We start from the raw sequence: 13,897 nt of genomic DNA, 5'->3' as shown, positions 1-13,897 counted from the left end.
ATACAATACAAGCGATATTTATTTAAGAGGTGCTTTTATGAACATACCGAATACATTGACGTTGATTAGATTTGTACTTATACCTGTTTTTGTTTACAGTTTTTTTTACATATACAATGGAAATATTTATGCCGCAGCAGTATTCTTGATATCTGGACTTACTGATGTGCTTGATGGGTATATTGCTCGCCATTACAACCAGATAACGAAAGTAGGTATATTGATGGATCCATTGGCGGATAAGTTGATGATTATAACTGTTCTGTTTAGCCTTTGGATCAAGGGAATAATACCATTCTTCATTATTTTGATTGTAATTATAAAAGAAGTGACAATGATAATAGGTGCATTTATTTTGTATAAAAGAAAAGATATTACAATACCTGCTAATAGATTTGGAAAAACTGCAACACTTCTTTTTTATGTAGCTATAATTTTTTCAATATTTGATTGGCCTTATGGTCTTACACTTATGATAATAGCCTTGCTATTGGCACTTGTAGCCTTTTTTATTTATTCAATAGAATTTAGGCTTTACAATAAAAAGCAATGAGACAAATCTAACTCGAAAGTTTTGTTTTTCGAGTTTTTTGTGTTATATTTTTTTGAGGGGGTATGGCTATGAAACTGGAAGAAAAATACGAAAATTTAAAGAAGTACATAGAGAAACTTGGAAGTGCTGTCGTAGCTTTTTCAGGGGGAGTTGATAGCACTTTTCTTGCAAAAGTCTGTTATGATGTGCTTAAGGATAGATGTGTAGCTGTTACTGCTACATCTTCTACATATCCGCAAAGAGAATTTAAAGAAGCGCAGGAATTGGCAAAAGAAATTGGTATAAGGCATAGAGTCATAAGGTCTGAGGAGCTGGAGATAGAGGGATTTTCAAAAAATCCTATAGACAGGTGCTATTATTGTAAAAGTGAACTATTTTCAAAGTTAAAGAATGTGGCAGAAGAAGAAGGTATTGAGCATGTTTTGGATGGTACAAATTATGATGACACAGGAGATTTCAGGCCAGGAAGACGAGCTGCAAGGGAATTAGGCGTGAAAAGCCCTTTATTAGAGTGTGGATTTACAAAAAACGATATAAGAGAGATGTCTAAAATTTTAGGGCTTCCAACATGGAACAAACCTGTTTATGCATGCCTTTCATCTCGTTTTCCTTATGGAGAAGAAATAACAGATGAAAAATTGTCAATGGTGGATAAAGCAGAAGAATATCTTTTAAAATTAGGCTTTATTGGTTTTAGAGTAAGACATCATGGGGATATTGCCAGAATAGAGCTTGATCCAAGACAGATTGACATGATGTTGGATGAGTCTATGAGAAAAAATGTAGTTTCAAAATTGAAAGAGATAGGCTTTAAATATGTAGCACTGGATCTTGAAGGATATAGAACTGGAAGCATGAATGAAGCTGTGGCGGAGCTGATAAATGATGTACGATAATTACATAAAAGATGTACTTGAGAAATATGATAATGGTTTGATTAAGCTGGAAGATGCCGTTGAGGCATTAAAAAAACTTCCTTACGAGGATTTGGGTTTTGCAAAAATAGATTACAATAGAGAAGTAAGGCGTGGATACCCTGAAGTTATATACTGTGAAGGAAAAACTCCTGAACAAGTGAGAGAAATAGCAGTAAGAATGTATGAAAAAGGCAGCGATGTATTAGGTACAAGAGCATCTTTAGATCATTTTGAGGCAGTAAGACAAGTATGTGATAAAGCTGTTTATTACGATGTAGCAAGGATAATATCAATTAGAACAGATGAGGTAAAAAAGACAAAGGGTGTAATAGGAGTTGTTGCAGCAGGCACATCAGATCTTCCTGTGGCGGAAGAAGCGGCTGTAACTGCTGAACTTATGGGTAATTCCGTAAAACGTATATATGATGTAGGTGTGGCTGGAATACACAGATTGATAAGCAAAATTGATGAACTAAGGAGCTTTAGAGTCATAATATGTATTGCAGGTATGGAAGGTGCTTTGCCTACAGTTGTAGGCGGACTTGTTGCATGTCCAATCATTGCAGTGCCGACAAGTGTTGGATATGGCGCTAATTTTCACGGGCTTTCGGCGCTTCTCGCTATGCTTAACTCATGTTCCAGTGGTGTCAGCGTAGTCAACATTGACAATGGGTTTGGCGCAGCGTATTCTGCAAGTCTAATAAATAAGATAGGAGAGTAGCTATTATGAAGCTTTTGTACTTTGATTGTTTTGCGGGAATTTCAGGCGATATGACAATTTCCTCTCTTTTAGGACATGGCATAGATGTAGATAAATTTAAAGAGGAGCTTAATAAGCTTCCTTTAAGCGGATACAGCTTAAAAATTGGAACAACTACGAAGAATGGGATAACTGCAAATACCTTTAAAGTGGACTTTGATGAAGGACATCACCATCACAGGACTATGAAGGATATTGAGGACATAATAAATGGCAGTTTGCTAAATGATGATGTAAAAGGGATGAGCCTTAAAATATTTCGCAATTTAGCAGATGCTGAGGGAAAAATCCATGGCTTGCCGCCTCATGAAGTTCACTTTCATGAAGTAGGAGCAGTAGATTCCATCATTGATATAGTTGGGACATCTGTGCTTGTAGACATGATAAGACCTGATAAAATCATCTTTTCGAAGCTGCCTTTAGGGTCTGGGTTTGTGAAAAGCCAGCATGGCTTAATACCTGTTCCGGCACCAGCTACGGCAGAATTGTTAAAAGGCATACCTGTCTACGACAACGGAGTATGTGGTGAGCTTGTGACGCCTACAGGTGCGGCAATAGCTAAAACATTGGCTCATGAGTTTGGAGCGATACCGGAATGTGAATTTGAATCTATAGGATACGGCGCAGGACACAAAGATTTTGAAGTGCCAAACGTATTAAGGACGATTGTAGGTACTGTAGAACTAAAAAAAAAGTAGAAAACATTTATATCGTTGAGACAAATATCGATGACATGAGTCCGGAGTATTATCAGTACATATTTGATAGACTTCTAAAAAACGGAGCGTTGGATGTTTATATTACTCCAATATTTATGAAAAAACAAAGACCTGCTAATATGCTTTCTGTGCTTTGCAAGGAAGAAAATTTAGAGAACTTAAGAAAAGTAATTTTCGAAGAAACATCTACATTTGGCTTAAGGCAGTATAAAGTTGATAGATATGCTCTTGATAGAGATTTTAAAGTCGTTATGACTCCATTTGGAGATGTAAGAGTCAAAATGGGTTATCTGAATGGCAAATTTTTAAAATCTCACATCGAGTCAGATGATGTAAAAAAAATAGCTGAAAAAACAGGCCTTTCTGTGCAGGCTGTTCTAAAGATTTTGCGTCAATATGATGGCACATAAAAACTGAAAGTGCTACCTTTCAGTTTTTATGTGTTTTTTTTAATATTGGCATCAATTTTAACGCCAAGTATGAAGATAGTAAAACTTTTATGAAATCACCTGGTATGTAAGGCAGTGCACCTAATAGAACTGCTTTTTTTAAATTTAATTGTGCTACAATGCTTAATTGCAGAACTCCCAAAAGATAGACTATCACTATGCCACCGATTATATTAGAAATAATCAGCTTTAAAAAGCTTATCTTTTCAGTTTTTAATATTGTAGATGTGACAAATGATGCGATTGGCATAGCCAATAAATATCCACCTGTCGGACCTAAGAGTATTCCTATACCACCGTGAAATCCTGCAAAAACAGGTATTCCTATTGCACCGAGTGCAAGATAGATAGCCATGCTTAAAAAAGCTGTTATTGGGTCCAAAAGGCTTCCAGACAACATTAATGCCAGTGTTTGACCTGTTATTGGCACAGGCGAAAAAGGAAGTGGTATGCTTATGAAGCTTAGTACTACAGTGATTGATGCAAACATAGATGATAATGTCAGTTTTTTTAAATGGTAGTTCAAAAGATTCACCTCCAACGTAATTTATCTGTATTATACAAAATACGGCACTTATTTGTCAACTAAATATTTCGATATGGTTGACAAATAAGTGATATTGACAATTTGTAAGTTAATGTATATATTAATATTAATAAAATATTTTGCTATGATAGTGAGGAGTAAGTGTACCAGATAAAAGAGATGGATTCCCAAGGCTGAAAGGTTTCCTTATTGTTGAGTACATTGAAGGTAGCACTGGAGCAAGTAAGCTGAAACATAAGTAGGCTTAAACGGGTATGCCCGATACAGCTTAAGTTATAAAATAAGGTGGTACCGCGGAAAACCTTCGCCCTTTTGGGAAAGGTTTTTTTATTTTATCAAAACATAAAATCGAAAGGAGATAAAGATGGAAATTTCTAAGACGTACAATCCTAAAGAATTTGAGGATAGAATATACAAAGAATGGATGGAAAAAGGTTATTTTACGCCAAAGATTGATTTCAACAAGAAGCCATTTACTATTGTAATACCACCTCCAAATATCACAGGGCAATTGCACATGGGTCACGCTTTAGACAATACGATGCAGGACATAATAATTAGGTGGAAAAGAATGCAGGGCTTTGTCACTTTATGGATACCAGGCTCAGACCATGCCAGCATTGCTACAGAAGTTAAAGTTCTCGACCAAATCAGAGAAGAAACAGGGCTTACCAAAAGAGATATAGGGAGAGAAAAATTTTTAGAGAGAGCATGGCAATGGAAGGAAAAGTATGAAAACAGGATTTTAGATCAGCTTAAAAAATTAGGCTCTTCATGTGATTGGACGAGAAAGAGGTTCACAATGGATGAAGCGCTGTCGAAAGCCGTAAGAGAAGTCTTTGTTTCCCTTTACGAGAAAGGTCTTATTTATCGTGGCGACAGAATAATAAACTGGTGCCCCAGTTGCAAAACTGCATTGTCAGATGCGGAAGTAGAGCATGAAGATGAGTCAGGACATCTTTGGTACATAAAGTATCCTGTAAAAGGTGAAGAGGGATACATAACAATAGCTACTACAAGGCCTGAGACAATGTTAGGAGATGTGGCGGTAGCTGTCAATCCGAATGATGAAAGGTACAAACAGTTTATAGGCAAAGTTCTTATACTGCCAATTGTCGAGAGGGAAATTCCGGTCGTAGGGGATGATTACGTAGATCCTACATTTGGAACAGGAGCTGTAAAAGTTACTCCTGCGCATGATCCAAATGATTTTGAAATAGGAATGAGACATGGCCTTGATTTCATAAATATAATGAATGAAGACGCATCGATAAATGAAAATGGTGGAGAATACTCTGGACTGGATAGATATGAGGCGCGAAAGAAGATAGTCGAAAAGCTAAAAGATATGGGACTTTTGGTAAAGATAGAAGATCTAAATCATAGCGTAGGCCATTGTTATAGATGCCACACAACGGTTGAACCATTTTTATCGAAGCAGTGGTTTGTCAAGATGGAACCACTTGCAAAGCCAGCACTTGAAGCTGTAAGGACAGGTAAAATAGAATTCATACCTGAAAGATTTGAAAAGATATATTTTAATTGGCTGGAAAACATCAAAGATTGGTGCATATCAAGGCAGTTATGGTGGGGTCATAGGATACCTGCATGGTATTGCGATGATTGTGGGCATGTGAATGTTTCTAAAAACGATCCTGTATGTTGCGAAAAATGCGGTAGCAAAAACATACATCAAGATGAAGACGTGCTTGATACATGGTTTAGTTCAGCATTATGGCCTTTCTCAACTATGGGTTGGCCTGATGATACTGAAGACTTAAAATACTTCTTCCCAACCGATGTGCTGGTGACTGGATATGACATAATATTCTTCTGGGTGGCCAGGATGATTTTCATGAGCTTAGAATTCATGAAAGAGGTGCCTTTCAGACGAGTTTTGATACACGGCCTTGTAAGGGATTCGCAAGGAAGGAAAATGAGCAAATCTTTAGGTAATGGCATTGATCCTCTGGAAATAATAGACAAGTACGGTGCTGATACGTTGAGATTTACGCTTATAACTGGCAATGCTCCAGGAAACGATATGAGATTTAGCGATGATAAAGTGGAAGCCAGTAGAAATTTTGCCAACAAGCTTTGGAATGCATCAAGGTATGTGATGCTTAACCTTACAAGTGACGATACGACGCTTTACTTGGAAAATCTCAACATTGCTGACAAATGGATTTTAACAAGGCTGAATGATGTAATAAAAGAAGTAACAGAAAACTTGGAGAAGTACGAATTAGGGATAGCCGCCGGAAAATTGTACGATTTTCTCTGGAGTGAGTTCTGCGATTGGTATATAGAGCTTAGCAAACCTGTCCTTTATGGCGATGATTTGGAAGCAAAGAAGATAACGAAGTCTGTATTAAGATATGTGCTTGATAATACATTGAGATTGTTGCATCCTTTTATGCCGTTTATAACAGAAGAGATATTTAAAAATATACCACATGAAGGCGATACGATTATGCTTAGCAAATGGCCTGAATACAGAGAAGATTTGATCTTTGAAAAAGAGGCAAAAGATGTTATATTAATAATGGACGCAATAAAGACAATAAGAAATCTAAGGGCAGAGGCTTCTGTAACACCGTCAAAAAAGGCGAGGGTTATAATCAATACAGACAAAGAGGATGTTATAAAAATATTTAAAGATGGAGAGAATTATATTACTAAACTTGCTGGTGCCAGCGAAGTGATGTATATTAAAGATAAAGATATGTTGCCTCAAAAAGCCATGTCAGGGTCAATTGAAGGTGCATTAGTCGTAATGCCTCTTGAAGATTTAATCGATATAAAAGACGAGATAGAAAGGCTTAGATCTGAAAGAGAGAGAGTTTTAAGCGAGATAAAGAGAGCTGAAGGTATGCTTAAAAATGAAAAGTTTATAGGTAAGGCACCAAAGCATGTTGTAGACGCAGAAAGAGAAAAGTACGAAAAATACAGTGAAATGCTTAAAAATCTTGATGAGCGTATTGAGTATTTGATGAAATGATTTTGATGCCTCTAAAGGAGGTAATATGGTGTTTACACTATTCAAAAGGATAGAAAAAAGTCCGACTTTAACAATACGAGAAGCAAATATCAAAGATGCTAAAGGAATAGTGAAACTAATCGAGAGTGTTGGAAAAGAGAAGATATACATGGTCTCAGAAGAGCCGGGATGGACGGAAGAAGAGGAAAGACAGATGATAAAGCGGCTTGATCGTGGGAAAGACTTGATTTTGGTTGCTGATTATGGTGGACAAATAGTTGGTTGCCTTACGCTTTTTAGATATTATGGCGGCAGATCTTCTAAAGTTCAACACGTAGGTGAGATTGGCATAAGCGTAGATGCTAAATACAGGAATATAGGCATTGGTTCTAAGCTATTTGAATACGCTATTGATTGGGCCAAAAAGAGAAGTTATTCAAAGCTGTGTTTAAGTGTATTTAGCTCTAATGCCAATGCCATCCATCTATATCAAAAATACGGCTTTGAAGAAGAAGGACGCAGAAAGAAACAATTTAAAATCGGGAATGAATACGTAGATGAAATAATGATGGGATTATTTTTATAAAACATCCCCAGACAATTGATGTCTTGTCTGGGGTTTTGAATTTCGGAGGATGATAATGTGAAATACAGTGATGCAATAGAATACATTCACAACACTAATAAATTTGGCATAAAATTAGGGCTTGATAACATAAGGCGTCTTCTTGAATATATGGGAAATCCTCAAAAAAATCTTAAATTTATTCATGTAGCAGGTACAAATGGAAAGGGTTCTACATGTGCCTTTATAAATAGCATCTTAATCAATGCTGGATATAAAGTAGGACTTTACACCTCTCCATATTTGGAAGAATTTGAAGAAAGAATGAGGATAAACAATGAAAATATTCCAAAGGATAAATTGACAGATTACGTTGAATATGTAAAAGATGTTGTTGACAGGCTGTTGGCTGACGGGTATCATCATCCGACAGAATTTGAATTGATTACTGCAATTGCATTTAAGTATTTTCGCGATGAAAATGTCGATTTTGTGGTGCTGGAAGTAGGATTAGGTGGACGCTTTGATGCGACTAATGTCATTGACAATTCTTTGGTTTCTGTGATTTCGACAATAGATTATGACCATATGGACAAATTAGGAGATACTTTAGAAAAGATAGCCTATGAGAAAGCTGGAATAATAAAAGAAAATGGAATTGTAGTAAGTTTTTACCAAAAAGATGAAGCGTTGCAAGTGATTGAAAGAGTGGCAAAACTTAAAAAAGCGTCTTTGGATATTTTAGATATCAATGATGTCGAAATAATAGAGTCCAACAGCGAATATCAGATTTTTAATTACAGAGATTATAAAAATCTTAAGATATGTATAATTGGCAAACACCAGATTTACAATGCTTCATTGGCTTTAATGGCTGTAGAAAAACTTAGATCTCAAGGTATAACTATAAATGAAGATGCTATAAGAGTAGGGCTTGCTGATGCAAGATGGCCTGGCAGAATCGAAGTATTAAGCAGATGCCCATTTATCGTGATAGACGGTGCCCACAATCCTCAAGGAATGTCGGTATTAAAAGAAGCTTTAAATCTGTTTTCTTATGAAAGATTGTTGCTTGTCATTGGCATGTTGAAGGACAAAGACACAGACAAAATGCTTAAGTTAATAGTGCCTCTGGCAGATATTGTGATAACGACAAAACCTGTAAGCGACAGAGCTTATACGGCAGAAGAATTAGCTGAAAAAATCAAAGACGTGAATCCATTATATTTTGAAAGCATAGATGATGCTATTAATGAAGCATTGAAAAAAGCCGGTGAAAAAGATTTGATACTTTTTTGCGGTTCACTTTATATGATAGGGCATGTCAGAACATATTTAAAAAAGGTAATAAAATAATAAAGACTATAATATAATATAAAAAACTACAGTCTCTAGAAGGTGGTTGTATGGAATATAACAGTGCAGATCTTTTACAGGAGATAGACAATGCACTAAAGAGGCTTAAAGAGAGCGAATTATACCTTGAAAGGGTGGAGAAAGACAACTACCTTAAAACAAAGCTTGCACAATTAAAATATGATTTTGCAAGGGAAGAATACTTAAGACTTTTGAGAATTGCCAGAGACGAACATATAAAGTACGATATAAAGGACTTATATAAAAAGATCATAGATATTTGATAAGATGAGAATTCGAATTCTTAAATTGTACTTGATATAATAATTTGTTTATGATAAAATTGTAGATGCGTCGGGGCATGGCGCAGAGGTAGCGCGCGCGGTTCGGGACCGTGAGGTCGCAGGTTCAAATCCTGTTGCCCCGACCATTTTTGTGACATTAATGCCTTCTGTGCATATTATAAATTAGCATATGCATGGGGGGATGAACATTGAAAATATTCGTTGCCAACAAAGGCGATGACACCATAAGCTATATAAGCGACAATCACACAAAGTCATTTCTTAAATTGATTAATGATGATTTTATTTATAAGAGTGATAAATTCCACATACCGCAAAAAGGACCCCATAGATTGCTTATTGATAGCAGAAGAAAAGAACTTTATTCTCTAAATGTGTTTGATGATTCGATGAGTATTATTGGCATTGATGACTTTCGATTGCATGATACTGTATATATTGGACCTTCTCCCAACGATGGTATGATTTTAAATAATCGTATATATGTTTTAAATGGTGATGCAGATTGCCTGAGCGTATTTGACATAATGGCAGGTAAGATAGTAGAGCAGGTTAATGTGGGATTTCAGCCACAATCTATAGTATATAGCGAAAAGCATAATAAAATTTTTGTATCAAATACAAATTCTGATTCAATTTCATTGATAGATCCAATTGATCTACATGTAGAAAAAACATTGTCTGTTAAATCAAAGCCATTTGGAATGTGCTTATCAGACGATGAAAAATTTTTATTCGTGGCAAACTCATATTTAGAGACGGGACTTGATGGTTCAATATCCGTATATGACATAATTAATGATACATTTGCCGATGATATTAAATGTGGGAAATTACCAATATCTGTTGCATTTTTCAAAAAGTATATACTTGTTGTAAATTCATGCTCTAATACCTTGATGAAAATTGATTTGTACACAAAAAAACGTACAGAACTTTTTTGCGGTTATATGCCGGTTTATGTAAGGGTATTTAAGAATCATGCATTAATAACAGTTTCTGGTGAAAATAAGTTGATTTTAGTGGATATAGAAAATCTCAAAATTGAAAGAAAGATAGAAGTTGGAAAAGAGCCCGATGGTCTCATTTTTGAGGCGTAAGGGCTTTTACAATATAATTATATACGTCATTTGATTTTTGCTTCCAGTTATCACAAACGATCTTTGCTTGTTGTGCATTGACTAAATTTAGATTTATCTCTATAAGGACAATGTCGTTTTCTACAACTTGTAAATTTGCGATGTATTCTCTGTCAGACTTCTTATAATATGTGGCTATATACTGTGATTCTTGTCTGAATTTTTCCTTATTTATAACTATGTATTCATCTATTTTTTTTCTTGTTTCTTCCTGAATGTGCTTAAAGAATAACTTTAATGCATTTAAACCAAACTCAGTTAATACGTATTTATTTTCCCTAAGATCTACAAAATTGCTTTCTTCTAATTCGTTTAGGTATTGCTGAAGATAGAAATAATTCATAAGGTTGTTATCAGAAATTATTCTGTTTATCTGTTCACCTGTAATAGGCATATCTATTCTATTTAAAATGTACAAAATTATCAATTTGTTTTCTGCTAATTCTTGAATCTCATAACTCAACTTTCACACCTCTCACAACATGTTGTATGCTATTTATATTCTACCACAAAATATATATTAAAAAAAGAGAGTATTTTAAATACTCTCCAAAGCATCATTTGTTCATGTATTCTGCTTCACTGCCTGCTGCACCATTTCCAATTTTTGTCGTCTTTTCGCCGCTTATGCTAACACCATTTGACATGGCGGATTCAGCGTAGTGTACCATTCTTTTTAGCATATGTCCTCCGACAGCACCGCAATCGCGAGATGTAAGTGTGCCCCAATAATCTTCAGATCCTTGTTTTACGGGCAAACCTAATTCTTTTGCTACTTCGTATTTTAAATTATCCAGTGCTTGATGTGCTTCAGGCACTACTTTTGGTTTATCATTCCAACTTCCTCTTGCCATGTTTTTACCTCCTCAAAATTATTCCCATATCTAATTTTGCGTAAAAATATATGATTTATTCTTTTTTTACTTAACAACAATATGTTAAAATTATTTTGGAATAAAACTAAAAAGGTGATGTGAATGGACAAACAAATGATTATTTTAGAAAAAATTAAAGATTGGGGTGCATCGGATGTTGGATTCTCTTATCTTGGTGATGTGCTTCCTGAAAGTTTGCAAGATTTAAAATATGGTATAACTGTTTTAATAAAATTGTCGGATAGGATAATTAATGAAATTGATGATAAACCAACTTATACGTATTTTCATCACTACCGTTCTGTGAATACATTGATAGACCAAATCACATTAAAAACTGTGCTTTTGCTGGAGGAATGGGGCTACAATGCATTGGCTGTGCCTGCATCTCAGTCCATAAAAGAACTTGGAGAGTACAGAGGGTTATTTCAGCATAAAACTGCTGCAACAATGGCTGGATTAGGATGGATTGGGAAAAATGGACTTTTGGTCACTGAAAAATATGGGCCAAGAGTAAGGCTAGGCACGGTATTGACTGATTTTAATTTAAATCCAGGTATTCCTGTTACTGAAAGCAGATGCGGTGATTGCAATTTGTGCGTAACAAGTTGTCCAGCAATGGCACTGCACGGCAGATTGTGGAAAGTTGGAATGGATAGAAAGGAAATTGTTGATGCACATGCATGCAGTGAGTACATGAACAAAAATTTTAAACACATAGGACGAGGGTCTGTTTGCGGAATATGTATCAGGGTATGCCCGTACGGCATCAAAATTTAATAATTTTTTTATAAAATCCTTTTAAATGTCTGCTAAAATTTATTTAGAAAGATAAAAAGGGGAGTCACGACTATGTGGCGATTATCGTATAGATTTGCAGTGCTATTTGTAATATTAATATTTTTCTTGACTGGTTGTGGCATAAACAAAAATCAGGAAAATGGCATTAACGATACTACGTATAAAATCAATAGAAATGTTGAATTTAGCTATAATCTAAACAATGCGCCCAAATTTGGTCTTCAGGCGATTTACTTTATAAATGGAAAAGATGGATGGGCTGGTGGACAAGGAATTATTTTGTCTACAAATGATGGAGGTAAAAACTGGACAGTTGAACATACGGGCTCTTTTAATATAATAGGATTTGATTTTGCCAATTCTATTTATGGTTGGGCCATATCATCTGACAGATCTATTTTGAAGACGACAGATGGTGGTAAGACGTGGATTGAATTGCCTAAAATGAATGTGAATATTGAAAACATAAAGTTTGTAACGGTGGATAGAGGCTATGGTACCCACGAAGGTAAACTTTATATTACTAACGACGGAGGACAGACGTGGGAAAGTATAAACACTAAAATAAAAATTGATTCCTATGATTTTGTCGATCAATACCATGGATTTGCATCGTACAATAATAGTATATATTATACAAGAGATGGTGGAATTTCGTGGAATTTTGTTTACAATCCATATTTGCAAGGACAATGGACTGTAGAGATCTATGCATTAGATGTAAACAATATATGGGCCGTTTATAGAGGAAAATGGACATCGGCAGAGGAACAGCCATATTTAGTCTTAAAAACTTCAGATGGTGGGAAAAATTGGACTGCTTTGGCTGAAGAAAAAAATTTTAGTAGTTTTTACGGTAGTCATAAAACCAATAATTTTTTAGGTTCATATTTAAGCTCGATAGATATTGTTGATAAAGAAACTGCTTTTGCCATTGGGCTAAATCCGAAAAATGACAGTGACAAGTTTTTGATATCGAGAACTACCGATGGCGGAAATACGTGGAGCAGTTATCCTGTTCCGCAATTTGACTTAGAAAGCATAATTGAAGGGCCTATTCCGATGACGTTCGTAGATACTTACAATGGTTGGATTGCATCGACGAAAAATGGCAATGGACTAATATTAAACACACTTGATGGGGGGCAAACGTGGCAGCAGCAGTATCCTATAAGAAAGGACAATAATCAAAAAAATATTGAATATGTAAATCCGATTATCATAGATGCTTTAAAAGACATTGAAAGTAATGCAATAATTAAGATTTATGCTCCTACGGTTGTGCCTTTGCCAGAGGATAAAAAAAATATGTATGTAACTGCTGTGCCTGAAATGGGGAAGTTTAACGATAGCTACAATGTTGATTTGATTATATCTGATAAAACATATGATTTAAAAAATACTAAGATAGATTCGGCCAATATTGATGCTAACGATATTTTGGGCGATTTTGGAGGTTTTCTTTTCGCCTCAGATATTGATGCGGAAAATTATGTAAATGCGATTCGGCAGAATAATGGTTTTATAGTCGATAAACAGAGTCAAAAGCTTGATTATAAAGATTTTATATGGGGAGAGGTTTATCAAGGGAAAGGTAAGTACAGCGTACAATGGAGAGAGGGCAGATGGACTGTTGAAGTTAATTCACCTGACAAGCCTCAGATCGATTTGGCAAAGCAGATGGTAAAATATTTACAAAATTACAATTTGCCTGTTCCGCTAAACAAAGGCTTGATTGTTGTAAATGTATCTAAAAATAAAACTACAACTAACATTTACTGGACAAAGGAATCAAGTGTATACTATATAAATTACAATTTTAAACCTGTTGACGCATTGCAGATGGCAGTATCGATGAAGGAGAATTGAAAAAATAAGTATTCCAATTGTCGAAAGGTAAATAATTGCTTTTGACAATTGGAATTTTATTA

At 35.3% G+C, this 13,897-nt stretch carries 15 protein-coding genes and 1 tRNA gene; 13 read left to right on the top strand and 3 right to left on the bottom strand.

Translation table 11 applies throughout. The annotated features are described in order from the left end of the window. Positions 1-37 precede the first annotated feature (37 nt). From BVF91_RS08430 to larC2, 5 genes are all read left to right on the top strand, one after another. The gene (locus BVF91_RS08430) at positions 38-553 is read left to right on the top strand and encodes a CDP-alcohol phosphatidyltransferase family protein (protein WP_085112980.1); all 516 of its coding nucleotides are present in this window, start codon (positions 38-40) and stop codon (positions 551-553) included. A 68-nt stretch (positions 554-621) separates the two neighbouring features. After that, positions 622-1,449 carry an ATP-dependent sacrificial sulfur transferase LarE gene (gene larE, locus BVF91_RS08425; RefSeq protein WP_085112979.1) on the top strand — a complete coding sequence of 276 codons (828 nt, stop codon included), beginning with the start codon at positions 622-624 and terminating at the stop codon, positions 1,447-1,449. After that, entirely contained in the window at positions 1,436-2,191 is a 756-nt protein-coding gene (gene larB / locus BVF91_RS08420) for a nickel pincer cofactor biosynthesis protein LarB (RefSeq protein ID WP_085112978.1), read from the top strand. Before larE ends, larB begins: the two co-directional genes overlap by 14 nt. 5 nt (positions 2,192-2,196) lie before the next feature. Then, positions 2,197-2,928: a nickel pincer cofactor biosynthesis protein LarC gene (larC, locus tag BVF91_RS13585; RefSeq protein ID WP_085112977.1), complete on the top strand. Its 732-nt coding sequence runs from the start codon at positions 2,197-2,199 to the stop codon at positions 2,926-2,928. A 35-nt stretch (positions 2,929-2,963) separates the two neighbouring features. Next, positions 2,964-3,359: a nickel pincer cofactor biosynthesis protein LarC2 gene (larC2, locus tag BVF91_RS13580; protein ID WP_276204901.1), complete on the top strand. Its 396-nt coding sequence runs from the start codon at positions 2,964-2,966 to the stop codon at positions 3,357-3,359. A 19-nt stretch (positions 3,360-3,378) separates the two neighbouring features. On the opposite strand, the gene BVF91_RS08405 is transcribed toward larC2, so the two are convergent. Next, complete coding sequence (locus tag BVF91_RS08405; RefSeq protein WP_240495859.1) at positions 3,379-3,933, bottom strand: biotin transporter BioY; 555 nt, start codon at positions 3,931-3,933, stop codon at positions 3,379-3,381. 376 nt (positions 3,934-4,309) lie between these two features. Between BVF91_RS08405 and BVF91_RS08400 the strand changes: the two genes are divergently transcribed. The 6 genes from BVF91_RS08400 to BVF91_RS08375 all read left to right on the top strand — a co-directional run bounded on the left by BVF91_RS08400 (position 4,310) and on the right by BVF91_RS08375 (position 10,251). Continuing rightward, the gene (locus BVF91_RS08400) at positions 4,310-6,946 is read left to right on the top strand and encodes a valine--tRNA ligase (RefSeq protein WP_085112975.1); all 2,637 of its coding nucleotides are present in this window, start codon (positions 4,310-4,312) and stop codon (positions 6,944-6,946) included. A gap of 28 nt (positions 6,947-6,974) precedes the next feature. Beyond that, complete coding sequence (locus BVF91_RS08395; RefSeq protein WP_085112974.1) at positions 6,975-7,511, top strand: GNAT family N-acetyltransferase; 537 nt, start codon at positions 6,975-6,977, stop codon at positions 7,509-7,511. 57 nt (positions 7,512-7,568) lie between these two features. Beyond that, positions 7,569-8,846: a bifunctional folylpolyglutamate synthase/dihydrofolate synthase gene (locus BVF91_RS08390; RefSeq protein ID WP_085112973.1), complete on the top strand. Its 1,278-nt coding sequence runs from the start codon at positions 7,569-7,571 to the stop codon at positions 8,844-8,846. A 50-nt stretch (positions 8,847-8,896) separates the two neighbouring features. Further along, positions 8,897-9,130, top strand: a complete 234-nt coding sequence (locus BVF91_RS08385; protein WP_013788445.1) for a hypothetical protein — start codon at positions 8,897-8,899, stop codon at positions 9,128-9,130. Between the two features lie 71 nt (positions 9,131-9,201). Further along, positions 9,202-9,276, top strand: a tRNA-Pro gene (locus tag BVF91_RS08380). 63 nt (positions 9,277-9,339) lie between these two features. After that, entirely contained in the window at positions 9,340-10,251 is a 912-nt protein-coding gene (locus tag BVF91_RS08375) for a YncE family protein (protein WP_085112972.1), read from the top strand. On the opposite strand, the gene BVF91_RS08370 is transcribed toward BVF91_RS08375, so the two are convergent. Then, positions 10,235-10,753: a DUF4364 family protein gene (locus tag BVF91_RS08370; RefSeq protein ID WP_085112971.1), complete on the bottom strand. Its 519-nt coding sequence runs from the start codon at positions 10,751-10,753 to the stop codon at positions 10,235-10,237. The genes BVF91_RS08375 and BVF91_RS08370 overlap by 17 nt on opposite strands. A gap of 94 nt (positions 10,754-10,847) precedes the next feature. Next, entirely contained in the window at positions 10,848-11,144 is a 297-nt protein-coding gene (locus BVF91_RS08365; RefSeq protein WP_085112970.1) for an alpha/beta-type small acid-soluble spore protein, read from the bottom strand. A gap of 123 nt (positions 11,145-11,267) precedes the next feature. On the opposite strand from BVF91_RS08365, the gene BVF91_RS08360 reads away from it, so the two are divergent. Further along, positions 11,268-11,945 carry a 4Fe-4S double cluster binding domain-containing protein gene (locus BVF91_RS08360; protein WP_085112969.1) on the top strand — a complete coding sequence of 226 codons (678 nt, stop codon included), beginning with the start codon at positions 11,268-11,270 and terminating at the stop codon, positions 11,943-11,945. Between the two features lie 72 nt (positions 11,946-12,017). Continuing rightward, positions 12,018-13,835 (top strand): beta propeller repeat protein, encoded by a 1,818-nt coding sequence (locus tag BVF91_RS08355; RefSeq protein ID WP_085112968.1) that lies wholly within the window; start codon positions 12,018-12,020, stop codon positions 13,833-13,835. Positions 13,836-13,897 lie beyond the last annotated feature (62 nt).

The organism is Thermoanaerobacterium sp. PSU-2 (assembly GCF_002102475.1).
GTDB lineage: Bacteria > Bacillota > Thermoanaerobacteria > Thermoanaerobacterales > Thermoanaerobacteraceae > Thermoanaerobacterium.
Note: the sequence above shows the minus strand (reverse complement) of the source record. Positions and strands in the feature narration are given on the sequence as shown.

Excerpts from the sequence above, each read along its gene's own strand:
- BVF91_RS08430 (WP_085112980.1), top strand. The coding sequence starts at position 38 with ATGAACATACCGAATACATTGACGTTGATTAGATTTGTACTTATACCT.
- larE (WP_085112979.1), top strand. The coding sequence starts at position 622 with ATGAAACTGGAAGAAAAATACGAAAATTTAAAGAAGTACATAGAGAAA.
- larB (WP_085112978.1), top strand. The coding sequence starts at position 1,436 with ATGATGTACGATAATTACATAAAAGATGTACTTGAGAAATATGATAAT.
- larC (WP_085112977.1), top strand. The coding sequence starts at position 2,197 with ATGAAGCTTTTGTACTTTGATTGTTTTGCGGGAATTTCAGGCGATATG.
- larC2 (WP_276204901.1), top strand. The coding sequence starts at position 2,964 with ATGAGTCCGGAGTATTATCAGTACATATTTGATAGACTTCTAAAAAAC.
- BVF91_RS08400 (WP_085112975.1), top strand. The coding sequence starts at position 4,310 with ATGGAAATTTCTAAGACGTACAATCCTAAAGAATTTGAGGATAGAATA.
- BVF91_RS08385 (WP_013788445.1), top strand. The coding sequence starts at position 8,897 with ATGGAATATAACAGTGCAGATCTTTTACAGGAGATAGACAATGCACTA.
- BVF91_RS08365 (WP_085112970.1), bottom strand. The coding sequence starts at position 11,144 with ATGGCAAGAGGAAGTTGGAATGATAAACCAAAAGTAGTGCCTGAAGCA.
- BVF91_RS08360 (WP_085112969.1), top strand. The coding sequence starts at position 11,268 with ATGGACAAACAAATGATTATTTTAGAAAAAATTAAAGATTGGGGTGCA.
- BVF91_RS08355 (WP_085112968.1), top strand. The coding sequence starts at position 12,018 with ATGTGGCGATTATCGTATAGATTTGCAGTGCTATTTGTAATATTAATA.